At 63.6% G+C, this 22,999-nt stretch carries 20 protein-coding genes; 18 read left to right on the forward strand and 2 right to left on the reverse strand.

Annotation, left to right across the window (positions count from 1 at the left end):
- The first annotated feature begins 94 nt into the window (after positions 1-94).
- From VOM14_RS03370 to VOM14_RS03385, 4 genes are all read left to right on the forward strand, one after another.
- Positions 95-532 (forward strand): PaaI family thioesterase, encoded by a 438-nt coding sequence (locus VOM14_RS03370; protein ID WP_327627241.1) that lies wholly within the window; start codon positions 95-97, stop codon positions 530-532.
- A gap of 278 nt (positions 533-810) precedes the next feature.
- Entirely contained in the window at positions 811-2,268 is a 1,458-nt protein-coding gene (locus VOM14_RS03375; protein ID WP_327627242.1) for a UbiD family decarboxylase, read from the forward strand.
- A gap of 15 nt (positions 2,269-2,283) precedes the next feature.
- Positions 2,284-2,919 carry a CoxG family protein gene (locus VOM14_RS03380; RefSeq protein ID WP_327627244.1) on the forward strand — a complete coding sequence of 212 codons (636 nt, stop codon included), beginning with the start codon at positions 2,284-2,286 and terminating at the stop codon, positions 2,917-2,919.
- Between the two features lie 91 nt (positions 2,920-3,010).
- Complete coding sequence (locus VOM14_RS03385) at positions 3,011-4,426, forward strand: MFS transporter (protein WP_327627246.1); 1,416 nt, start codon at positions 3,011-3,013, stop codon at positions 4,424-4,426.
- 169 nt (positions 4,427-4,595) lie between these two features.
- Here the strand turns inward: VOM14_RS03385 and VOM14_RS03390 are convergent, their stop codons facing one another.
- Positions 4,596-5,849 carry an MFS transporter gene (locus tag VOM14_RS03390; RefSeq protein ID WP_327627247.1) on the reverse strand — a complete coding sequence of 418 codons (1,254 nt, stop codon included), beginning with the start codon at positions 5,847-5,849 and terminating at the stop codon, positions 4,596-4,598.
- Between the two features lie 473 nt (positions 5,850-6,322).
- Between VOM14_RS03390 and VOM14_RS03395 the strand changes: the two genes are divergently transcribed.
- On the forward strand, positions 6,323-7,423 hold the full coding sequence (locus VOM14_RS03395; protein ID WP_327627428.1) for a porin: 1,101 nt from the start codon (positions 6,323-6,325) through the stop codon (positions 7,421-7,423).
- Between the two features lie 94 nt (positions 7,424-7,517).
- On the opposite strand, the gene VOM14_RS03400 is transcribed toward VOM14_RS03395, so the two are convergent.
- Positions 7,518-8,534: an ABC transporter substrate-binding protein gene (locus VOM14_RS03400; protein WP_327627248.1), complete on the reverse strand. Its 1,017-nt coding sequence runs from the start codon at positions 8,532-8,534 to the stop codon at positions 7,518-7,520.
- Positions 8,535-8,740: 206 nt separating this feature from the next.
- Between VOM14_RS03400 and VOM14_RS03405 the strand changes: the two genes are divergently transcribed.
- The 13 genes from VOM14_RS03405 to VOM14_RS03465 all read left to right on the forward strand — a co-directional run bounded on the left by VOM14_RS03405 (position 8,741) and on the right by VOM14_RS03465 (position 22,982).
- Positions 8,741-9,658, forward strand: a complete 918-nt coding sequence (locus VOM14_RS03405; protein WP_327627249.1) for a LysR substrate-binding domain-containing protein — start codon at positions 8,741-8,743, stop codon at positions 9,656-9,658.
- A gap of 339 nt (positions 9,659-9,997) precedes the next feature.
- Entirely contained in the window at positions 9,998-11,038 is a 1,041-nt protein-coding gene (locus VOM14_RS03410; RefSeq protein ID WP_327627250.1) for a Bug family tripartite tricarboxylate transporter substrate binding protein, read from the forward strand.
- A gap of 28 nt (positions 11,039-11,066) precedes the next feature.
- Positions 11,067-11,921 (forward strand): amidohydrolase family protein, encoded by an 855-nt coding sequence (locus tag VOM14_RS03415; RefSeq protein WP_327627251.1) that lies wholly within the window; start codon positions 11,067-11,069, stop codon positions 11,919-11,921.
- Between the two features lie 47 nt (positions 11,922-11,968).
- Complete coding sequence (locus VOM14_RS03420; protein WP_327627252.1) at positions 11,969-13,975, forward strand: tripartite tricarboxylate transporter permease; 2,007 nt, start codon at positions 11,969-11,971, stop codon at positions 13,973-13,975.
- 226 nt (positions 13,976-14,201) lie between these two features.
- Positions 14,202-14,732, forward strand: coding sequence for a carboxymuconolactone decarboxylase family protein (locus VOM14_RS03425; protein ID WP_327627254.1), 531 nt, complete (start codon positions 14,202-14,204; stop codon positions 14,730-14,732).
- A 48-nt stretch (positions 14,733-14,780) separates the two neighbouring features.
- Positions 14,781-15,788 (forward strand): LysR substrate-binding domain-containing protein, encoded by a 1,008-nt coding sequence (locus VOM14_RS03430; RefSeq protein ID WP_327627255.1) that lies wholly within the window; start codon positions 14,781-14,783, stop codon positions 15,786-15,788.
- A 138-nt stretch (positions 15,789-15,926) separates the two neighbouring features.
- Positions 15,927-16,229 carry a DUF4148 domain-containing protein gene (locus VOM14_RS03435; RefSeq protein ID WP_327627256.1) on the forward strand — a complete coding sequence of 101 codons (303 nt, stop codon included), beginning with the start codon at positions 15,927-15,929 and terminating at the stop codon, positions 16,227-16,229.
- Positions 16,230-16,663: 434 nt separating this feature from the next.
- Positions 16,664-17,635 (forward strand): ABC transporter substrate-binding protein, encoded by a 972-nt coding sequence (locus VOM14_RS03440; RefSeq protein WP_327627257.1) that lies wholly within the window; start codon positions 16,664-16,666, stop codon positions 17,633-17,635.
- Between the two features lie 46 nt (positions 17,636-17,681).
- Positions 17,682-18,707, forward strand: coding sequence for an amidohydrolase family protein (locus tag VOM14_RS03445; protein ID WP_327627258.1), 1,026 nt, complete (start codon positions 17,682-17,684; stop codon positions 18,705-18,707).
- Between the two features lie 21 nt (positions 18,708-18,728).
- Entirely contained in the window at positions 18,729-19,577 is an 849-nt protein-coding gene (locus tag VOM14_RS03450) for an amidohydrolase family protein (RefSeq protein WP_327627430.1), read from the forward strand.
- Positions 19,578-19,643: 66 nt separating this feature from the next.
- Positions 19,644-20,501 (forward strand): HpcH/HpaI aldolase family protein, encoded by an 858-nt coding sequence (locus VOM14_RS03455; RefSeq protein WP_327627259.1) that lies wholly within the window; start codon positions 19,644-19,646, stop codon positions 20,499-20,501.
- Positions 20,501-22,051, forward strand: coding sequence for an acetolactate synthase large subunit (locus tag VOM14_RS03460; RefSeq protein WP_327627260.1), 1,551 nt, complete (start codon positions 20,501-20,503; stop codon positions 22,049-22,051). The genes VOM14_RS03455 and VOM14_RS03460 overlap by 1 nt, the downstream gene beginning before the upstream one ends.
- A 37-nt stretch (positions 22,052-22,088) precedes the next feature.
- The gene (locus VOM14_RS03465; RefSeq protein ID WP_327627261.1) at positions 22,089-22,982 is read left to right on the forward strand and encodes a phosphate ABC transporter substrate-binding protein; all 894 of its coding nucleotides are present in this window, start codon (positions 22,089-22,091) and stop codon (positions 22,980-22,982) included.
- Positions 22,983-22,999 lie beyond the last annotated feature (17 nt).

Genomic DNA, 22,999 nt, shown 5'->3' on the forward strand with positions numbered 1-22,999 from the left:
TCAATACGCCGGGCCGCGCAGGAACAACGAGAAGCGCCGGGCGCAAGGCCCGAAGTGAAACGGCCCGCTCGCGCGCGGAAGGGAGAGAAGAACAGTGGATATCGATGTGCGGGAAAATCCGTTTCTTGCCAGCCTGGGCGTGTCACGCACCGCGTGGCGCGATGGCTATGCGGAGTTTCGTCTATGTTTGCAGCCCGGTTTGCTGAACCGGCAGCGGGTGTTGCAAGGCGGCGTGGTGGCGACCTTGCTCGATGCGGCCTGCGGCTACGCGGGCCTCTTTAGCGCCGATCCGGAGCGGCCGATACACGCGGTGACGCTGTCGCTCACGCTCAACTTTCTCGACAAGGGAGTGGGCGAGACGCTGATCGCCAAGGGCTTTCTCGAACGCAAGGGCAGGTCCGTCTATTTCGCGCGCGGCGAGGCGTGGATCGATTCGGCGACGCTGATCGCGACCGCGCAAGGCACGTTCAAATACGCGGGCGGTTATGGCCGGCGCGAGCCGTCGGGCGCGACGCCAGGCGCGCTCGATTGATGCGCTCGATTGATGCGTGGCGAAACGCATGAATCGCTTTCATCCCTGATATGAAGGATGGTCGTTTGCGCGCCGCAACGCCTTGCTTCAATGTGACGGTCATGAGGTGAAGAGGCGTCGCCATCATCGCGCACGACAGGCAACACGCGCGGCAGGCAGCACGACCCACGCATTGCATACGCATTGCACACACATGGCACCCGCGTGACACACACGGCACACACATGGCACACACGGCACACACGGCACACGCAGCCAAACTATCGGAGACACACGACGTGACAGAGAACTCGACCTCCCATTCGCTCGATCTGCGAGCATGGCTCGATGAGGCGCGCGCGCTCGGCGAGCTGACCGACGTATCGGGCGCGCACTGGAATCTGGAACTGGGCGCGATCAGCGAACTGAACGTGAAGAAGGAGCGGCCCGCCGCGCTGCTTTTCGACGACATTCCCGACTATCCGCAAGGGCATCGCGTGCTCACGTGCAGCACGGCGAGCCCCGCGCGGCTCTCGTCGATTTTGCGCGTGGGCCATCAGGCGAGCCATCGCGCGCTCGTGGAGACATTGCGCGGCAAGCCGAAACAATGGCAGTCGCACGCGCCGGAGTACGACCCGGTGACAGTGACGAGCGGCCCGGTGTTCGACAACATCCAGTCCGGCGACGACGTCGATCTGTTCTCGTTTCCCGCGCCGCTGTGGCACGAGAAGGACGGCGGCCGCTACATCGGCACGGGTTGCATGGTGGTGACGAAAGACCTCGACTCGAACTGGACGAATGTCGGCACGTATCGCGTGATGATCCACGATCGCAATCACGTCGGCCTCGACATGATTCCGGGCAAGCACGGCGCGATTCAGTACGACAAGCACATGAAGGCCGGCAAGCCGTTTCCGGTGGCGATCGTGATCGGCTGCGACCCGCTCGGCTATCTGATTTCAGGCATCGAAGTGCCGTTCGGCATGTGCGAGTACAACTATATCGGCGCGATTCTGAAGAAGCCGGTTTCGGTGGTGAAAGCGCAGTTGACGGATTTGCCGATTCCTTGCGCGGCGGAGATCGTGATCGAAGGCTATGCACATCCCGGCGATGTCCGCATCGAAGGACCGTTCGGCGAATTTCACGGCTATTACCCCGGCAAGGCCGAAACGGCGCCCGTGGTGACGATCGAACGCATCTACTACCGCAATAACCCGATCATCATGGGCAGCCCGCCGGCCAAACCGCCCAACGACTATTCGTATTCGAAAGCCGTAATGCGCTCGGCGCTGCTCGTCGATGCATTGCAGGCAGCCGGCGTGCCGGATGTCGCCGGCGTGTGGGCGCATGAAATCGGCGGCGCGCGGATGTTCAACGTGGTGTCGATTCGCCAGCGCTATGCGGGACACGCGCGCCAGGCGGCTCACATCATGAGCCAGTGCGGCGTGGGCGCCTACATGTCGCGCTATTCGATCGTGGTGGACGACGACATCGATCCGGCCAATCTTCAGGAAGTGATGTGGGCTGTCGCCACGCGCACCGATCCGGACATCGATATCGACATCGTCAAACGCGGCATGGGCTCGAAGAACGATCCGATGTCGATTGCGAATCCGTACAAGGCGCCGTTCAACTCGAAAGCCATTATCGACGCGTGCCGCCCATTCGACTTCCTGCACGAGTTTCCGCAGGTCGCGGAGGCGAGCAAGGCGTTGCAAGACAAGACACGCGCGAAGTGGGAACACATTCTCGGCTGACAAGGAGATTTGCAGATGGAACTGACAGGCGAACAGATTTTGCCGCTGCCGCGCGAACGCGTGTGGGCTGCATTGAACGATCCCGACATCCTCAAGGCGTCGGTGCCGGGATGCGAGTCCTTCGAACGCATCGAGGACAACCAGTTTCAGATGGTGATGGCCGCGACGGTCGGCCCGATCAAGGCGCGCTTCAAGGGCAAGATGGTGCTGACCGATTTGCAGCCGCCGCAGTCGTATTCGATGACCTTCGAAGGATCGGGCGGCGCGGCCGGCTTCGGCAAAGGCGGCGCGCATGTCGATCTGCTCGCCGACAGCGCCGGCACGCGGCTCGTGTATCGCTCGCATGCGCAAGTGGGCGGCCGTCTCGCGCAAGTGGGCGCGCGCCTGATCGATGGTGTCGCGCGAAGAATGGCGGAGGAATTTTTCGGCCGCTTCACGGCGGCTGTCGTCGGGCCGCAGCAGGCCGCGGCCAGCGAGGCGCAGGCGATGCCGCAGGGCGCTGAGGCAGGGCCGGCAGCGGCTTCTTTCGAGGCCGGAACGGCCACGTTGAGCGCCGCACACCCCGCCTCGGGCGCGGGCGCGCGGAACTGGACGTGGGCCGTGGGCGCGGTAGTCGTGCTGGCGCTGATCGCCGTGTACGCATTGCATTGATAACAACGACGGGGCGCTGAAGCCGCGCCTGAGGCGCCCCCACAACAACATCGCGCGAGCGCCACGGGCGCATCCGCAACAGGAGACGACGATGCAGGAAGGCAATGCGCTGGAGGGCGCAGTAAGACGTGAAGAAGCGCATGCGGCGGCCGTCGATGCCATAGCGGATACCGAAGGCGCGGCGCTGATTCGCCGGATCGAAAGTGTGCCGTTTTCGCGGTGGCATACGAAGGCGCGCGTGATCGTCGGCAGCGCGACGTTTTTCGATGCGTTCGACGCGCTCTCGATCGCGTTCGTGCTTCCCGTGCTGATCGGACTGTGGCATATCCAGCCGCTCGAAATCGGCGTGCTGATCGGCGCGAGCTACGTGGGCCAATTTATCGGCGCGCTGATCTTCGGCTGGTACGCCGAGCGGCGCGGGCGCATTCGCAGCGTGAGCATCGCCATCGCGATCATGTCGGTGATGAGCATGGGCTGCGCGCTGAGCGGCAGTTTCGCGATGCTGCTCGTATGCCGGTTCATTCAGGGAATCGGCGTGGGCGGCGAGATGCCGGTCGCCGCGACCTATATCAGCGAGCTTTCCAACGCACACGGACGCGGAAAATATTTTCTGTTGTACGAACTGATTTTCCCGGTGGGTTTGATGGCGACGGGGCAGATGGGCGCATGGCTCGTGCCGGTCATCGGCTGGAAGATCATGTTCTGGATCGGCGCGGTGCCGGGTCTCCTGATCGCGCTTGTGATCGCGCGTTTGCCGGAGTCGCCGCGCTGGCTGATTTCGAAAGGGCGCTTCGCGCAAGCCGACGCCGTGGTCCGCGACATGGAAGCGAGCACCGATCGCCGCATCGAGCCGAGCCGTCGCGAGCCGGCCAACAAGGCCGTGATGAATGCGCGCGCGGGCTGGCGCGAACTGCTGTCGCCGTTTTATCGCGGCCGCACGCTGATTGTGTGGGTGCTGTGGGCGAGCGCGTTTTTCATCGCCAACAGTCTGAACAACTGGCTGCCGACGCTGTATCGCTCCGTGTATCACCTGCCGCTGCAAACGGCGCTGCGCGCGGCGTCGATGACGAACGTCGCGCAGGTCGCGCTGCTACTCGTCTGCGCGTATGTGATCGATCGTGTGGGCCGTCGCAACTGGACGGTGTCGGCTTTCTGTCTCGCGGCCGTCCTGTTCGCGTGCCTCGGGCTTTTTGCCGCGCACGACGTGTGGAGCCTGATGGTGCTCGGCACGCTGAGTTACGGACTGGTCGGCTCGATTGCGGCGGTGCTTTATCTGTACACGCCGGAGGTGTATCCGACACGGATGCGCGCCACCAGCACGGGGCTCGCGACGTCGTGGCTGCGGCTGGCCTCGGCGGTCGGTCCTTCGCTTGCCGGATTGCTGCTGCACAAGAACGGCATCGGCTCGGTCTTCGTGATGTTCGCCGTGGTGGCCGTGATCGGCGCGGTCGCCGCCTTGAAGATGACCGAGACGCGCGAACGAAGTCTCGAGGAAATCGCGCCCTGACCGTCTTCGGCCCTTCAATGCGCGCCCTTCAATGCGCGCCCTTCAATGCATATACGTGACGCGACACGCGCGCGCCTGGAGCACGAGCCCCGCGTCGAGCACTGCGATCGAAAACCAGCGGATCATCTTCAGCTCCGTGCTCACGGTCGGCTGCGGCAGCCAGTCTCGGCTAACCGGCGCGCGGTTCGTCCGCGTGCGGGTCTTCGCGAGGCGATGGCAATGCCGATGCAGCCGGAAAACGGTGTCCATTGCTGCGCAGGGCCGCGATAGATACCAGCAGGCCGACGCAGCCCATGCAAACCGACAGAACCAGAATGACGGCGCCTGGGCCGAGACGCGTCGAGAACATGCCGACCGCGAGACCGGCTATCGGCTGCGTGATGTTGTTGAGCAGAATGACGACGCCAGTGGTTTTACCGTAGTCGCGAGCCGGGATGATCTTCTGCCGCGTGCTTCGAATGTACACGTTGAACATCTTGTCGAAACCGACGATTAGCAGAAAACCCGCGACGTACCCCGCGATTCCGGGGCTGGCGGCGGCGATCAACCCGCCGGCGCAGATCGAGCTGAACGCCACCAACCCGAGCGTGCGCCGGGAGAAAGCCGCCTTCGCCGTCAACAGAAGGATCGCGATCGTGACACACGCGCCCGCCGTTTGCAGCCCCGCGTAATATCGGCTGCTCGCGTGGTGATAGCCGGTGACCATGGCCGCGGATGTCGCGAGCGTGACGCCGATCACGAGGTTTTCGGCGGCCGCCAGCATGACGACGGACTTCAGGCCACGCAGATGCGCAACGTGAGAAAGCGCTGTGCCGATCGGCCGGAACCAGGCGCCGTGTGCGCCTTCAGGCAAGGTGAATTCGAATGCGCTGCCTTTTTGCCAGTAAGCAAGGGCTAGGTCCGCGGCGAAGAAGAGAACGGCAGCGGATGCGACGACCCATTCCCACCGCCACCACGTCAGAAGGAGCGCTGCGAGCAGCGGGCCGAGCACGAGGCCGAGTTGATCGGCGAGTTGCGAGTAGGACAGCACCTTCTCGAAGCGATGGCTGCGAAATATCTGCGGCAGCATCACCTCGCGCGCGACGATGCCCTGACTCGTGAGCATGCCGCACAAGGCGGAGAGCGCGATAAGCCAGCCAATTCCCCCCATCATGTCGTAGGCCGCGACGCCCGCGACACAGACCGCCGCGCGCAGCGTCTGGCTGATGCGCATCAGATGCGTCGGCGAATAGCGGTCGCACAATGCGCCGAGTATCGGAAAGCACAGATAGCGCGGGAACGTTTCGAGCGAGAACGCAATGCCCGACCACGATACGCGGCCCGTGATCTGGAAGATAACCAGCGGCACGAGGAAAAGCAGGATCTGATCCGCGAGGCGAGCGAAGAAGAGCGAGTAAAAGAAGGCCTGATGCTGGGCACGCACGAAAAGTCACCTTTCTCCAGCGAGGAGAGCCGTAGATTTAAAAGCCTGCTGACGTCGCCCGAAAAGCCGTGGTTCGTGTTTCGTGTTTCGGTGACTTGCCGGCTCCCACAATACCCGGTTTGATGCGGCCAATAGGCTCTTCGCTGGGGCGAGAAAACCCTGCCTCGGGCGGATTGATCCTCGAAAGACCGGGGCGCGATTCTGTCCATTTTCCGCGCCCCTCATCCGCTGGCCAGCGACCCTGGACCTCCCGGCTTAACCATTTGCTCAAACGCGACGCTTTTTTTCTCAATAGACCTGCCACGGCGTACAGGCAAAATTTCAGTGCGTTACAAACAAACGAAAAAACACGGTCCACACCGGATCGGCGGCTGTTCCCAGCTGGCTATCGCGGCACATCTATAGTGGATCACCTCAAGGAGACGGCGACGATCATGGAATACAGGACCGCAACATTCGCTTGCGCGGCGTTGATGTGCCTGGCGCCGGCATTGGCGCAGGCGGGAGACGAGAGCGCGGCCGGGAGTCAATCAGCAGGGCCCAGCATGGTCACCATATATGGTTTGATCGATCAGGGCGTGGAGTACGTCAACAACGTGGCGAAGGGCAAAAACGCCGCCACCAACGCTTATCGCATGGGCGACGGAACCGCCACTTCCTACTTCGGGATTCGCGGCAGCGAGAATCTCGGTGGAGGCACGAGGGCCATCTTCGATCTGCAAGGCGGTTTTATGCCGGGCAATGGAACATCCAGGCAAGGCGGGCGTCTGTTCGGGCGCCAATCGTATGTGGGTCTCGACGGAAAATTCGGGCGGCTGACCTTCGGGCGTCAATACACGATGCGTTTTTTTGCCACTTCGTTCATCAATCCGTTTGGAACGGGCGCCCAGGGTCTCACCACACTCGACAACGGGATCGCCAACGCGCGAGCGGATAACTCCGTCAGCTACCGCTATTTCCTTGGCTCTTTCGAAGCAGGCGTGAACTACAGCTTCGGCCGCGATGCCGTCGCCGGTAATAGTGCTGCCGCGTCGAATTGTCCGGGCGAGACAACGCCGTCGAACCAATGCCGGGAATATTCGGCGATGCTCAAATACGACAGGCACACGTGGGGCCTCGCCACTTCCTATGAGCGCAATTACGGCGGCACCTCGGCGACATGGGGTGGTCTCACCTCGCCGAAGCTCACGGACAGCCGCTTCACGCTGGGCGGCTACTTCAAGATCAGCCAGGCCAAGTTCGGCGTGGGCTGGATCAGACGCGACGACGAAGGCATTTCGACGCCGAAGAGCAACCTGTTCTGGGTGACGGGCGTCGTGCCCGTGACGCCGTTCATTTATATCGACGGCATGGTGGCGCAACTCAAGTACGACCATTCGCACAACAAGGCGCTGGTGCTCGTATTGCGCGGCGAATACCTGCTCTCCAAGCGCACGTTTCTTTATCTGACGGGCGAGCACATCCACAACTACGGCAATCTCGCGCTTTCGGCGACCACGATCACGCCAGTTCCCACGCCCCCGGCTGGCGGCTCGCAGATTTCCATCATTGCGGGCATCCGGCATACCTTCTGACGTCGTGATGCCTGAATGAATACGCCCCAAAGGTCGATCCGGCCTTTGGGGCGTCTTGTTCTGGCAACGCCCGAAACTCGCGGCGTTCTCCGATTCAGCCAACCAGCTTCGCCGCGGCTTTCGCCGCCGACATGTCGGCAACTTCCGCGAAGGATTGCTTCCGCTTCAGACTGCCCACGCCGATGAACATGTCCTGCAGATAGCCGATCTCGCCGCTCGTCAGCGACAGGTCTTTCGAGTAGGGCCGCTCGGTCTCGTTGAAATCCCAGATGGCCTGCGCGGATGCCTTGTCGAACTTCCTCTGCGCATGCCTGCGTGCTTCAAAAAAGGCCTCGCGCGATGCCGGCGACATCAGATAGTCGTAGAGCGCGCCGTACGCGGCCATGAGCGCGACCAGTCCCTCATGCCTGTCCACGAGCGCGGCATCGGAGGCATAGGCGGTCTGGAAAGTGCATTGGGGCAGCGCTTGCCACAGGTTGGCGTCGCGGATCACGACGAGTCCGTCCGCGTCGTTCAGATGCGAGATGCTGGCACAGCAGGCGTCGGCTTCGCCCTTTACCACGGCCTCGTGGCACTGGTCGTTGCTGCCCATGTCGACGAAATCGACCTGCGAGGCGTCGAGCCCTTTTTCCTTCATGAGCTGAAGCATCAGCGTATGCAGGAGGCCGAGACGCGGGCCGACCGCGACGGTCTTGCCCTTCAGATCGGCGAGCGTCCTGATTTCATCGGGCCTCGCAAAGACCGTCAGCGCGCATTTCTTCATCCCCGCGCCGACAATCTTGACCCTCGCGCCTTGCGCGATCCGCGACAGCACGCCGTTGTAGCCCGAGACCATGCACACGTGCGCGGCGCCGGCGCAGATGGCGTCGAAGGGACCGGTCGCGCCGGGAATCTGCACAATCGACGCATTGACGCCGAATTGCCTGAAATAGCCCATCTCGTCCATCAGCGCGTTCAGGGTGGCGTTCTCGAGCCCAGGGTTGCTGACGATCCGGATCTGGGTGGCCGCGCCGCGCGCGAGATAGGGCGCCGCGAGTCCGCTCGCGGCGACACTCAGGCCGAGAAGGCCGGCGCCGCGCAAGAAGCGGCGTCGGGTGAACGTCGGGGTCATCGGCTGTCTCCGTACGCCGGTTCTACCGGCATGTTGTCATGAATCGATGCGGCCAGGATGCGCCGGGAGGCGCATCGCGATCGTGCCTGCGAACTGCGCGGCCGGGCAATTGAGTAAAATGGCCTCGGGCTTAACGAGTTGGTAAAAGGGGGCGCGACGTGTCGGAGCTGGACTGGTACCTTCAGATCAACTTGAAGGCGCGGCACATGCATCTTGTCGTGGCTATCGACACATACCGCAACCTCACGCAAGTCGCGGACGTCACGCATGTGACCGTGCCGGCCGTTTCGAAGTCGCTCGCCGAACTCGAACGGGGGCTCGGACTGACGCTCTTTTCGCGCACGGCGCAGGGTCTCGTGCCCACGCCCTACGGCGAATGCCTGATTCGCCACTCGCGCGCGATGCTCGCGATCCTGCATCAGGCGCGCGACGAACTGAAGGCGCTCAGTTCGGGCACCGAGGGCAAGATCCACATCGGCATGTTGCCCGCCTCGGCCTCCGTGCTGGTGCCGCTGGCGCTGAGCCTGCTCAAGCAGCGCTCGCCGGGCACCAATGTCGGCGTGCTCGAAGGCACGACGGCCTCGCTGCTGCCCGAACTCTGGCAAGGCCGCCTCGACCTGGTCGTGGGCCGCCTGCCTCCCCCGGATACGCTCGGCAGCTTCGAGGAGAGAGAGCTTCTCGAAGATCCGGTGACGCTGGTCACGGGCCGTCATCATCCGTTGGCCCGCAGGAAAACGTTGAAATGGACGGACCTGCTTCCGTATCCGTGGATACTGCCGCCGCCCGGCTCGATACTGCGCGATCCGCTTGAGCGCGCGCTCGAGGCGCACGAGGTGCCGCTCGCCAACAACTACATCGAAACGCTGTCGATTCACGTCGTGCGTGCTCATCTGCAAGTCTCGGATTTCATCGCCGTGATGGCCGACACGCCCGCCAACGATCCCGCGCAGCCGCTTCATACGCTTCCGTTAAGCCTGCCCCGGCTGCTGCGCCCCGCCGGCGTGCTGTGGAACCGCAATCGCGGCCTCACGCCCAGCGCGCAACTCATGGTCGCGTGCCTCCAGGAAGCTGCCGGACGGCTCGCCGAGAAGGGCAAGGCGACGCGCCGGACGCCCGCGCCCTGACGCGCCTGAGCGCCGCGCGCCGAAGCGCGCGGGGCGTGTCCGATCCTTCACGCCACCTTCGCTCCGGCCTTCACGCCACCTTCACGCCACCTTCACGCCACCTTCACGCCACCTTCACGCCGACTTCTCCGACGCTGCCGCCGCTCCCCGTCGCGCGCCTTAACCGTTTCCTCAATCCCCCCGCCGTTTTTCTCAATTGACCCCTGTCGGCGCGCTGGCAGAATTTGACTGCGTTCACTCAATACATGAACGGAGACAACGCGATTCGCACCGGGACGGCAACCGTCCCGTTTTGCAACGACAGCGGATCACGGACCATTATCGGAGACAGGGACGACCATGAAGTACAGGACCGCAATTCGCGCTTGCGCGGCGCTGATCAGCCTTGCCGCGATGGCGATTACCGGGCGCGCGTATGGTCAGTCGGTCGAAAATTTCTACCACGGCAAGACCGTGACGCTTGTCGTGAGCGCCGACGCGGGCACGCCCACGGACATCATCGCGCGCCAGTTCGCGCGCTTTTTCGTGAACTACCTTCCCGGCAAGCCGCACGCGGTGGTGATGAATGTCGTCGGAGCCGGGGGCATGGTCGCGGCCGCCTCGCTGCAATCCAGGCAGCCCAATGACGGAACCGTGATCGGTTTCCTGCAGCGAAACAACCTCTATATCCCGTTGCTCGATCCGAGACAGAACCGGTTCGATCCGCGCAAGGTGCGTTGGCTCGGCAGTCTCAACAAGGTCGAATACTGCCTCGTTTCGATGACGCGTTCCGGCGTGACCACGGCAGACGATCTCACGAAGAAAAAGATGTACATCGGCGCGACGGGTTTCGCCAACGAAGACCGCACGCTGCCCGCGCTGCTCGACGAGTATCTGGGCGCGAAGATGAGCATCGTGCCCGGCTATACCGGTCGCGGCGAAGTTTATCTGGCGATGCAGCGCGGCGAAGTGGACGGTTGGGCCTCGACCATCGACGGCCTGCAGCAGGGCGAGCCGGTGCGCATGCTCGCCAACGGCAAGATGAAAGTGCTGCTGCATCTCGGCTGGAACAGCCCGGCGCCCTTCGCCGATATTCCGAATCTGAGCGCCTATATCACCAACCCCGACGTCAAGGCGCTCTTCAACCTGTTCCTGCTGCCGTTCCAGGCGGGGCGGCCCATCGCCGTACCGAACGGCGTGCCCGAGGATCGTCTCGATGCGCTGCGCGATGCCTTCGCAAAGACGATCGCCGATCCCGCGTTTATCGCGGCGATGAAAACATCGGGCTACCCGATCGACCCGATCGACGGCAACGCGGTGGAACAGATTGTCGGCAAGCTCTACGCGACACCCGAGCCGCAGCTCGAAAGCGCACGCAAGCTCATCTTCAGTTCCCATTGAGCGCGAAATCACCCAGAGGTTTAATGACATGACACCCGAAATCATCGACATCCACCCGCATATCATCTCCGCGGACAGCGGGCGCTATCCGATCGCGCCGCAACACGGCCATCGCTCGAAGTGGTCCGCCACGCGCCCCGTCACGTTCGAGCAGATGATCTCGGAGATGGACGAGGCGGGCGTCGCGAAAGCCGCGATCGTGCATTCGTCGACGACCTACGGTCACAACAACGCGTACGTGGCTGACAGCGTGGCGCGGTATCCAAAGCGCTTCACGGGCGTGTATTCGTTCGATCTGCTCGCGCCCGATGCGTTGCAGACCTTCGATCACTGGCTCGCCAACGGCATGGGCGGAATCCGGCTGTTCACAGGCGGCGCGACCCATCAAGGCGATGCAAGCTGGCTCGTCAATCCGGCGACCTTCCCGATCTGGGAGCGTTGCGCCGAAATCGGCATGACCATGGCGGTGCAGACGACGCCCGACGGTTTGTCGATGGTGTCCGAACTGGCGGAGCGCTTTCCCACGGTGAAGATCGCCCTCGATCATTGCGCGCGGCCCGATCTCGAAGACGGCCCGCCGTATGCCCGCTGCGCGGCGCTCTTCGAGCTGGCGAAATACGACAACGTGTATCTGAAGATCACGCCGCGCACCTTTGATCTCGCGCAGGCGGCGCCCGGCGGCGCAGAGGCGTTTTTCCCGCACCTCGCCAAGGTGTTCGGCGCGGATCATCTGGCCTTCGGCTCGAACTATCCGGCTTCCGCGGGACCGCTGAAGAAGCTGATCGATCAGGGACGCGCATGTTTCGCCGGTCTCGGCGACGACGAGCGCGCATGGGTCTGGGGCCGTACGGCGAAGGTTCTTTATCCGTCGCTTGCCGACTGAACTCATCACGCGAGCCGACCGGGCTAGCCCTTTCATCAGGATGACGCATGGAATTTTTCAACGACGCAACGCTATTGGCAGCAGGCCATGCGCTGTCGACACTCCTGCAATTCAACCGTCTGATCTTCCTTGTTTTCGGCGTGGTGGTCGGACTGTCGATCGGGCTGCTGCCGGGCATCGGAGGCTTGACGGGCTTCGCGTTACTGGTGCCGTTCACCTACACGATGGACCCTTACGCGGCCTTCGCAATGCTGCTCGGCATGGCTTCCGTCATTACGACTTCTGACGTGATTCCGGCCGTGCTGTTCGGCGTGCCGGGCCATGCGGCTTCGCAGGCGACCGTGCTCGACGGTCTGCCCATGACAAAGCGTGGCGAGGCCTCGCGCGCATTGAGCGCGTGCTACATGTCCTCGCTGTTCGGCGGCCTGATCGGCGCGATCATCCTGGCGTTTTCGCTGCCGTTGGTGCGGCCTTTCGTGCTCTCGATCGGCACGCCCGAAATGCTGGGGCTCACGATATTCGGCGTCTCGATGGTGTCGGCGTTATCGGGAAATGCCCCGCTGCGAGGCGTGGTCGCGGCGTGTTTCGGCATTCTGGTCGGCATGATCGGCACCAACGTCGCAACCGGACAAATGCGCTGGACCGGGGACATCCTTTATTTGCAGGACGGTATTCCGCTGGTGCCGATCATCCTCGGCATCTTTGCATTGCCCGAGTTGTGCGAGCTGGCCATTCGACGTACGGCAATCGCCGAGAACGTGCAGTTCAGTTCGCGTGAGGGGATGAAGCAGGGCGTCGTCGACAGTTTTCGCAACTGGTTTCTGATTCTTCGCTGCGGCGGGCTCGGCGCGGTACTCGGTGCGGTGCCGGGCATCACCGGCGCGGTGACGGACTGGATTGCCTACGGTCACGCGCTTCAGACCTCGAAGGGCGCGAAGCAATCGTTCACCAAGGGCGACGTGCGCGGCGTGATCGCGCCGGAAGCGGCCAATAATGCGCGGGAAGGCGGCAGCCTCGTGCCGATGCTCTCGTTCGGCGTGCCGGGCGGCGCCGCGCAGGCCATTCTGCTCGGGGCGATGATGGTGCACGGCTTCATCCCCGGCCCCGACATGCTGACCAAGCATCTCGACTTCACTTATTCGATGGTCTGGTCCATCGCGCTCGCCAACATTTTCGGCGCGGGCCTGTGTTTTCTGCTGAGCGGTCAATTCGCGAAGATTTCGACGCTGCGCTACACGCTCATCCTGCCGGTCATCATGCCCATCATCTACGTAGGCGCGTTTCAGGGCTCGCGTAGCTGGGGCGATCTGTTCGTGCTGCTGATCGCCGGCGTGATCGGCTGGACCATGAAGCGTCTGAAATGGGCGCGTCCGCCGCTGATCCTCGGTCTCGTGCTCGGCGTGCTGATGGAGCGCTACATGTCGATCTCGTTCGTGCGCTACGGCACGGACTGGGTGACGCGCCCCGTCGTGATGGTTCTGCTCACGCTCGCGGCGCTGGTCTTTTTCAAGCCATTGTTCAGCGCGCTACGCGCGGGCGGCCTCGCGCGGCTGAGGCCGAGCGGCAAGATCGTCGTCAAGCTCGAAGATCTGGTCTATGTCTTTTTCATCGGCATTGGAATCTACATGCTGGTGACGGCGCAAAGCTGGCTGCTGATGGCGCGCATTGGGCCGACTGTTATCGCGAGCATTCTGGTGATCGCCGGAACCTGCAGTCTTCTCTACAAGGTACTCGTCATTCCGGCACACGCGGGCGCGGCACACGCCGAGGTCGGCATCCACATGGACGTGTCGAGCGATCACGCAGAAAAGCTGCCGAACAAAGTGACGCTGATGCGCGCCGCGAGGTTCTTCGGATGGTTCGTCGGATTTCTGGTGTGCATGTCGGTGATCGGCATGATCCCGACGGTGCCGATCGTCATCGTCGCGTTCATGCGCATAGAAGGACGCGAGCCCTGGCGGCTCAGCCTGATCCTCGCGGCTTGCGTGACGGCGCTCATCTATGGCGTTTTCGATCAGATCATCCATATTCCCTGGCCGAGCAGCCTCTTGTAGGCCAGCGATCATGGCGACTGCTAATGGCGGCGCGGGCGGCGCGGGCGGCGCGCACCAATGCCACTACCGGCTTCTTTGGCGCACGCCCGCAAACGAATGCCGATGGATTTGCCGTATCTGCGGCGCGCTGATGGTCCGTGGAAAACCCTACGAGCCATTGTGAGCGTCGCTGCTTGAACACCTCGTCACTGGAAGAACACAGGAAGAACACTGGAAGAACACTGGAATGACCGACAACCGACTTCAACGTATCGACCCCGACAACGCCACCGGCGCCCAGCGCAACGTCATTGCGCGGCTGGGCGAAGGGCGCGGGCGCATTCCCACGCCGTTCAATATCTGGCTGCACAATCCGGCACTGGCCGAAGGCATGGAGATCATCGGCACCCATGTCGATCGCTCGCCCGTGCTCAGCGAAGCGGAGAGCGAAGTCGCCATTCTTTCGACGGCGGTCTTCTGGAAGGCGCCGTACGTGATCGCCAATCATCGACGGCATGCGTTGAAGGCGGGCATTCCCGAGGCGGTGGTCGAGGCGATCGTGGAGCAACGCCGGCCCGAGGCAGGCGACGGCCGGCTTGGCCTCGTCTGCGACGCGGTCTGCGACATCCTCGCGGGCGGCGCCATCGACGACGCGCGCTTTGCCCGTTACGAGGCCGGGCTCGGGCGGGCGGCGATTGCCGAGCTGCTCGTCACGATCGGCTATTTCACGTCGATTTCTCTCGGCATGACTTTGCACGCGCTGCAGCCGAAGGATTGACGCGCACCTGTTCCTTGAAGAGATGGCGAACCCGCGGAGATACACGACGTGTCAGCGCTCGACTGGTACCTGCAGATCAACCTGAAGGCGCGGCACCTGCGCCTGCTCGTCACGATCGATACATACCGCAATCTGACTCAGGTGGCCGACGTCACGCATGTGACCGTGCCTGCCGTCTCGAAGTCGTTAGCCGAGCTTGAGAAGGGTCTCGGCCTCATGCTGTTCTCACGCACGGCGCAGGGTCTCGTGCCCACGCCCTACGGCGATTGTCTGATTCGCCATGCACGCGAGATGCTGACGATCCTCCATCAGGCGCGCGACGAGTTGAAGGCGCTCAGCTCGGGGACCGAGGGCAAGGTTCACATCGGCATGCTGCCCGCTTCGGCTTCCGTGCTGCTGCCGCAGGCGCTGAGCCTGTTGAAGCAGCGCTCGCCGGGCACCAACGTGATGGTGACGGAAGGGACGACGGCGTCGCTGCTGCCCGAACTCTGGCAAGGTCATCTCGATCTGGTCGTGGGGCGTCTGCCCGCGCCGGACACGCTCGGCAGCTTCGAGGAAAGAGAGTTGCTCGAAGAGCCGGTCACGCTGATGACGGGCCGTCATCATCCGTTGGCGCGCAGGAAGACGCTGGCATGGTCGGATCTGCGTCCTTATCCGTGGATACTGCCGCCGCCCGGCTCGATATTGCGTGATCCGCTGGAGCGGGCGCTCGAAGCGCATGACGTGCCGCTGACCAGCAACTACATCGAAACGCTCTCGATTCACGTCGCGCGCGCGCATCTGCAAATTTCGGATTTCATCGCCGTGATGGCGGGCACGCCCGGCGGCGACACGGCACAACCGCTGCATACGCTTCCGTTAAGCCTGCCGCGGCTGCTGCGCCCGGCCGGTGTGCTGTGGAATCGCAATCGCGGCCTCACGCCGAGCGCGCAGCTCATGGTCTCGTGTCTCGAGGAGGCCGCGCAGCGTCTCCAGACTGCCGCCGATACGGCGGCGCGCGCGGGCGCGTCGGCGGTCGCGGGGAACCGGCTGCGCGCCTCCACGCAGGCGCGTTGACGGGATTCCGTTGCCGCGGGCGCTCATCTGCGCCGCTCGCCGCAGATGGCGTATTTGTCAGCGCGCCGCCAGCGTTCGGACAGTTGCGCCGCTCTAAACTTCATCGTGATGTTCCCGGTTTTCTCGAAAGTGGAGACCATGATGAAGATCATTCTTGCGTGGCTGGCGCTTCCTGCATTACTGGCGGCTTGCGCCGCGCCGCCCGCCGACACCGTGTCGAGCACACGCGTCATGCCCCGTCATATCACCCCTCACGAGTGTCAGGATCTTGCCGCGCTCCGGCAGGGTGCCGCACCTACACACGCGCTTTTGACGAGCGAAGTGTCGGTGCTGCTGACGGCCGGATACAACGAGGTGACGGACGCGGACATCTATCCCGGTGCACTGCACCACGCGCAGCGACGCGTCAACTACTGGTACAGCAAAGACTGCACGATGTGAGGCCGGATTGACTTTGTCGCGAGCGGCGCGTGGCCGTTTTGCGGTTAGCTATCGGCTCAACATCGCCGTGCACTCAAGCGCCGCAGCGCCCGCATTTCTCCGACAACGCCGCCCTCGAAACGGCCGCCAGGCGCCTTCCGGTCATCGACGGCGACCCTTCATTCTTCAATAATCTGCAACAGCAAACCGCATGGCAACCGCGTCGCGCAAGGCCTCGCGCCCCGGTCCGCGCGCCTCGGCGTGCGCTTGTCCGGCCACGCCTTTACCAAACGGTTAACGCTCGCGCGGCTTAATTCAATAGACTGAAAACGGGCGCCGAAACATCATTCGGTCAACGAGATCGCCCTGATGAGCCTTTGCAACGTGCCCGCAACCGGCATGAAGCAGCGGTCAGAGGCAGGCTGATCCGATTGTCCAAGTCAAAGGAGACTAAGTTGACCCAGAAAGTCCATCTCAAGCTCGCGATTGCCGAGCATCCGCATACCGCTGCGATCCGCGACGGTTCCATTCCCATCGAAGGCGTGGATGCCGAGTTCATCACCGTCCACCCGCAAATCGGCGCGTTTCGCCGCATGGTCCGCGACGTCGAGTTCGACGTTTGCGAGCTGGCGCCGACGACCTACATCATCGCCCGGGCCTATGGCGCGCCGTTCGTCGCGCTGCCTATTTTCGTGGTGCGGCGCTTCCACCATTCGGGGTTGCTGGTGCGCCCGGACGCGGGTATCAGGACGCCCAAGGATCTGGAAGGCAAGAAGGTCGGCGTGCGCGCCTATTCGGTGACGACCGGCGCCTGGACGCGTCAGGTGCTGATGGACGAATTCGGACTGGATTCGTCGAAGGTAACCTGGGTCGTCGACGACGAGGAACACGTCACGCAACTGAAGCTGCCGCCGAATGTGATTCACGCGCCCGCCGGCACTTCGCTGGCGGAAATGATGGAGAAGGGCGAACTGGTGGCGGGCTTTCACGGCAACGCCGGCATTGGCCGCACGGGCGACCCGACGGGCGGCTGGAAGGAAGTGGAGGCCGACTATCCCGACCTCTTCCCGAATGCGGAAGAACTGGAGGCCGAGTATTACGCGCGCACCGGCGTCTACCCGATGCACGGCACGATCGTCGTGAAGGACTCAGTGCTGGCCGAGCATCCGTGGGTGGCAAAGTCCATCTACGACGCGTTCGACAAAGCCAAGAAGGACTGGCTCGCGAAGCTCGACGCGGGTCAACTCACCGACAAGAAGAACAAAAAGTATCTGGAGCTGCGCAAGATCGTCGGTCACGATCCGCTGCCCTATGGCATCGAGGAAAACCGCAAGACGATCGAGGCGCTCGAAGCCACCGCGTTCAAGCAGGGCCTGACGCCGCGGCGCATGTCGATGAGCGAGCTGTTCGTCGATCCCCGCGCGTGACGTCCGCATCGCACTGTGCCTTGAACTCCAGACGGAACACACACACATGATCATCGATTGCCACGGTCATTTCACGACCGTCCCCGCCTCCTTTCGCGACTGGCGCGCAAAGCAGATCGACTCGGCCAACGATCCGGCCAATGCGCCGCCGCTCTCGGGCGCGCGCGTCAGCGACGACGAAATCCGCGAAGGCGTGGGCAACGGCCAGTTGCGCCTGCAAAAGGAGCGCGGCGGCGACCTCACGCTGTTCTCGCCGATCGCGGGCCTGATGAGCCACCACCTCGGCAACGAACGCACGAGCCTCGAATGGGCCGAGGTGTCGAACAACCTCGTGCGCCGCGTTTGCGATCTGTACCCGGAGAACTTCGTGCCCGTGTGCCAGTTGCCGCAGTCGCCGCTCGCGCCGCCGAAGAACTCGGTTGCCGAACTGCGCCGCTGCGTCGAGGAGATGGGCTTCATCGGCTGCAATCTGAATCCCGACCCGAGCGGCGGCTACTGGACCGGTAAGCCGATGACGGACCGCGAGTGGTATCCGCTCTACGAGGCGCTGTGCGATCTGGACGTGCCCGCGATGATCCACGTCGCCGCTTCGTGCAACCCGTGCCACCACGGCACCGGCGCGCATTATCTGAACGCCGACACGTCGGTCTTCATGCAACTGCTGCAAGGCGATCTGTTCAAGGACTTCCCGACGCTGCGCCTCGTGATTCCGCACGGCGGCGGCGCGGTGCCTTACCACTGGGGCCGCTATCGCGGCATGTCGCTGGAGATGGCGAAGCGACCGCTCGAAGGGCTGTTGAACAACGTCTTCTTCGACACCTGCGTGTATCACCACCCAGGCGTGGAACTGCTGACCAAGGTCGTGCCGACGAGCAACGTGCTGTTCGGATCGGAAATGATCGGCGCGGTGCGCGGCCGCGATCCGGACACCGGCGAGTACTTCGACGACACGAAGCGCTACGTCGACGCCTGCTCGGCTTTGAGCGACGCCGACCGGCACGCGATCTTCGAAGGCAATGCACGCCGCGTCTATCCGCGTCTGGACGCGCACCTCAAATCCAAGGGACTGTAACGGAGCGATAGCTGGACGGACATCATGAACATCATCGACATTCATCCCCACATCATTTCGGACGATGAGACGCGCTACCCGCCCGCGCCGCTCTTCGGCAAGCGCTCGGAGTGGTCGCAGGAGCGGCCCAACACCGTCGAGGCGCTGATCGAGGCCATGGACGAAGCCGGCGTGGCGAAGGCCGCCGTCGTGCACTCGTCGACAACTTACGGCTTCGACAACAGCTACGTCGTGGACGGCTGCAACCAGTACAAGGACCGGCTCGCGGCCGTGGGCTCCGTGGATATGCTGGCCGACGACGTGCAGGCGGTGATCGTAAGCTGGGCCGCGCGCGGCCTTGCCGGCCTGCGCATCTTTACCGGCGGCTCGACCAAAGACTTCGACCCGAGCGAACTCGATAACCCGAAGTCGTTCAGGGCATGGGAGATGCTCGCCGAACTGAAGTTGCCGATGTGCATCCAGACCGGACCGGTCGGCTTGCCTCAGGTGCGCATGCTGGCCGAGAAGTTTCCGGGCGTGAACATCATCCTCGATCACCTCGGGCGTCCCGACGTGCTCGACGGCCCGCCGTATGCGAACGCAGCGAGCCTGTTCGCGCTGGCCGACCTGCCCAACATTTATCTGAAGCTCACGCCACGCATTTTCGGCGACGTGAAGAAGGACAAGGCGAGCGCGGAGACCTTCTTCCCGCGCGTCGTCGAGGCTTTCGGCGCAGAGCGCCTCGCGTGGGGCTCGAACTTTCCGACCTCGCCGGGCACGCTCAAGGAGATTCTCGCGAACGCTGAAGAAGGGCTCGCCTGTCTCAGCGAGAAAGACCGCGGCTGGATCTTCAGCAAGACCGCGCAGAAGCTGTATCCGGACCTGAGCTAACCGACCATTGCCCAACGCGCTCCGGCGGCATGAAGTGACGCCGCCGGGCGAGACAGAGAGATCAACATGTCCACTATCCGCCTGAACAGCATCATTCGCGCGTTCGAATCGGGCAAGACCGCACACGCGGCCTTCTCCAAACTCGACAAGCAGACCGCCATCGAGATGAGCGATTCGCCGTATGACGGCATCGTCTTCGAGATGGAGCACAACCCGTATGACGTGAGCGCGCTCGGCGATGCGCTGCAGTACATGCTGAGCCGCAAGCAGATCGTCGAGTCCGCGTCGGTGGCGACGAAGGTCACGCCGATTGCGCGCATCCCGGCTAACGGCGTCGAGATGAATCAGAGCTTTGCCAAGCAGGTGCTCGATCGCGGCGCGTACGGCGTGATCTGGCCGCACGTCGCGACCGTCGAGCAGGCCTACAACGCAGTCGCATCCTGTCGTTATGCGCGGCCCAAGAGCGCGCCGCTGTACGAGCCGAAGGGCGTGCGCGGCGACGGTCCCGCCAATGCCGCGCGCTACTGGGGCCTTTCGATGCAGGAGTATTACGAAAAGGCCGACGTATGGCCGCTCGCGCCGCAGGGCGAGATTCTTGTCGGGCTGATGTGCGAGAGCACGCAGGCGATCGGCAACCTCAACGACATGCTTGCCAACGTGCCGGGCATCGGCTTCATCCTGATCGGCGAGGGCGACCTCAGCCAGGAGTTGGGCCTGCCGCGCCAGTACGAGCATCCCGAAGTTGTCGATGCAATGCGCCAGATCGTCGAGACCTGCAAGAAGCACAACGTCGTGGTCGGCCATCCGCACGTCACGGCCAAGAACCATCGACGCCTGAGCGAAGAGGGCTACCGCTTCCTGATGTCGGCGCCGCAGCGCACCTACGGCGTGGTCGGTCTCGCACGCGACATGGCAGGCTATTGATGAACGGCGCCGAAAGTCTCGTCGCGACCCTGGTCGGCCAGGACGTCGATATCTGTTTCGCCAACCCCGGCACGTCGGAGATGCATTTCCTCGCCGCGCTCGGCGACAACCCGAAGATGCGCAGCGTGCTGTGCCTGTTCGAGGGCGTGGCCACGGGGGCCGCGGACGGCTGGTACCGGATGAAGGACAAGCCGGCATCGACGCTGCTTCACCTCGGGCCGGGACTCGCGAACGGCCTCGCGAATATCCACAACGCGAAGCGCGCGTCGTCGGGCATGGTGAACGTCGTCGGCGAGCATTCGGTGTCGCACCTCAGGTATGACCCGCCGCTCACCTCGGACATCGAAGGCCTCGCGCGGCCGCTCAGTCACTGGGTGCGCCGCGCGGAATCGGCGGACACCGTGGCCTGGGACACTGCTCAGGCCGTGGCGAAAGCCAGCGAACATCCGGGGCAGATCGCCACCCTGATCCTGCCTGGCGACACCTCGTGGCAGCAAACGGGCGCGGCGGCCGCGCTGCCGCCGCCTGTCGTGGCGCGTCGCAAGACGCCGAGCGCCGCGCGCGTCGAACACATCGCGCAGGTGCTGCGCTCGGGCGAGCCGACGCTGGTCATTCTGGCCAACAAGGCGACGCGCGGCGCGGCGCTCGAAAAGGCCGGCCGCGTGGCCGCCGCCACTGGAGCACGGCTGGGATCGCAGTTTTTCAGCGCACGCATCGAGCGCGGCGCGGGCCGCGTGCCGATCGCGCGCATTCCCTACGCGGTCCCGCAGGCCATGGCGTTTCTCAAGGACTACAAGCACATCGTCACAGTCGAGACCACCGAGCCCGTGGCGTTCTTCGCCTATCCCGACAAGCCCAGTCTGCTCAAGGCCGAGGGCACGCTGGTCCATGCGTTCGTCGAAGCCGACGAGGACAGCGAACTCGCCTTCGACATGCTGCTGCAAGCGCTCGGCGCCGCCGGCACAGCGCCTGTCGTGCAGCCGCGCATCGAGACGCCCGCGCCGACGGGCGCGCTCAATCCCACCAGCATCGCGCACGCGCTGGCGGCCGCTTTGCCGGAGCACTGCATCGTCGTCGACGAATCGCTTACCACTGGCCGCGAATCCATGAGTCTGACCATGGGCGCGCGGCCGCACGACCTCATCAACAACATGGGCGGCTCGATTGGTTATTCGACGCCCGTGGCCACGGGCGCGGCGCTCGCCTGCCCGGAGCGGCGCGTGTTCTGCATGGTCGGCGACGGCAGCGCGATGTACACGATCCAGTCGCTGTGGACCCAGGCGCGCGAAGGCCTGAATGTCACGACGATCGTCTTCGCCAACAACAGCTACGCGATTCTCAAGGCCGAGTACGCGAACATGGGCGCGGGCACGCCGGGCGAACGCGCGCTTTCGATGATCGACATCGACAAGCCGCGCATCGACTGGCTGGCGATGGCAACGAGCATGGGCGTGCCGGGCGTCGCCGTGGAGACGGCGGAGGCGTTTCACGAGGCGCTGGTCAATTCGACACGCGAGCCGGGCCCGTGCCTCATCGAGGTCCGGCTGTAATTTGATTCTCAAGATACAAGCATCAGGAGAGACATTTATGACAACGACGCTGACCGGCGTGCCGACGCTGCGCACCAATCTCGCCGAATACGCCGTGACGAAGGCGATGCGCGACAATCGCGTGAGTTCCGATCTCGTGAACCTGGACTTCTGCGGGCCGACTCCGGCGCATAACGGTTTCAAGGCGATGGTCCGCGAAAGCAGATTCGACGCGGGCGAACTCGCGATCGTCACGTTCTTGCAGGCCAAGGCGTACGGCAAGCCCTACGTGCTGCTGCCGACGCCGATTTCCGGGCGCTTCCAGCATCACTGCGCCGGGTACAACATCGACTTCGGGCACCTCGATCCGAAGGACATCGAAGGCAGGAAAGTCGGCGTGCGCACCTATACGCAAACCACGGCGCTGTGGATTCGCGGCATCTTGCGCCACGAATATGGCGTTGACCTCGACAAGGTCACGTGGATGACACTCGGCGACGGACACCTCGCCGAGTACAGCGATCCGTCGAATTGCGAGCGGCTGCCGGCAGGCGCGTCGATTCCCGAAATGATGCTCAAGGGCGAGCTGGCCGCCGCGCTGCTCGGCGAAGACATGCCGAAAGACGAGCGCGTGCGCACGCTGGTTCCGGATGCGCATGCCGCGGCGAAAGACTGGTTCACGCGCTCGGGCGTCGTCCCGATCAATCACATGTTCGTGGTGCACGAGAACGTGTCGAAGCAACGGCCGGACGTGGTGCGCGAGCTATACCGTATGATCGTCGAGAGCCGCTCGCTCGCCGAAGGCGTGCCGGCCATCTTCCCGCCGATCGGGCTCGAGGCGAACCGCAAGGGGCTGCAACTGGCGGTTGACTGGGCACTCGATCAGAAGATCATTCCGCGCCGCCTGTCCGTGGATGAACTGTTCGACGATGTAACGGGCAGCCTCGGCTGAGCGATGAAAGCCGGGGC

Origin of the sequence: Paraburkholderia sp. MPAMCS5, assembly GCF_036016995.1 — a bacterium.
Classification (GTDB): Bacteria; Pseudomonadota; Gammaproteobacteria; order Burkholderiales; family Burkholderiaceae; genus Paraburkholderia.

Coding starts and splice junctions, on each gene's coding strand:
- VOM14_RS03380 (WP_327627244.1), top strand. CDS start 2,284: ATGGAACTGACAGGCGAACAGATTTTGCCGCTGCCGCGCGAACGCGTG.
- VOM14_RS03385 (WP_327627246.1), top strand. CDS start 3,011: ATGCAGGAAGGCAATGCGCTGGAGGGCGCAGTAAGACGTGAAGAAGCG.
- VOM14_RS03395 (WP_327627428.1), top strand. CDS start 6,323: ATGTGCCTGGCGCCGGCATTGGCGCAGGCGGGAGACGAGAGCGCGGCC.
- VOM14_RS03400 (WP_327627248.1), bottom strand. CDS start 8,534: ATGACCCCGACGTTCACCCGACGCCGCTTCTTGCGCGGCGCCGGCCTT.
- VOM14_RS03405 (WP_327627249.1), top strand. CDS start 8,741: ATGCATCTTGTCGTGGCTATCGACACATACCGCAACCTCACGCAAGTC.
- VOM14_RS03410 (WP_327627250.1), top strand. CDS start 9,998: ATGAAGTACAGGACCGCAATTCGCGCTTGCGCGGCGCTGATCAGCCTT.
- VOM14_RS03415 (WP_327627251.1), top strand. CDS start 11,067: ATGACACCCGAAATCATCGACATCCACCCGCATATCATCTCCGCGGAC.
- VOM14_RS03420 (WP_327627252.1), top strand. CDS start 11,969: ATGGAATTTTTCAACGACGCAACGCTATTGGCAGCAGGCCATGCGCTG.
- VOM14_RS03425 (WP_327627254.1), top strand. CDS start 14,202: ATGACCGACAACCGACTTCAACGTATCGACCCCGACAACGCCACCGGC.
- VOM14_RS03435 (WP_327627256.1), top strand. CDS start 15,927: ATGATGAAGATCATTCTTGCGTGGCTGGCGCTTCCTGCATTACTGGCG.
- VOM14_RS03445 (WP_327627258.1), top strand. CDS start 17,682: ATGATCATCGATTGCCACGGTCATTTCACGACCGTCCCCGCCTCCTTT.
- VOM14_RS03455 (WP_327627259.1), top strand. CDS start 19,644: ATGTCCACTATCCGCCTGAACAGCATCATTCGCGCGTTCGAATCGGGC.
- VOM14_RS03460 (WP_327627260.1), top strand. CDS start 20,501: ATGAACGGCGCCGAAAGTCTCGTCGCGACCCTGGTCGGCCAGGACGTC.
- VOM14_RS03465 (WP_327627261.1), top strand. CDS start 22,089: ATGACAACGACGCTGACCGGCGTGCCGACGCTGCGCACCAATCTCGCC.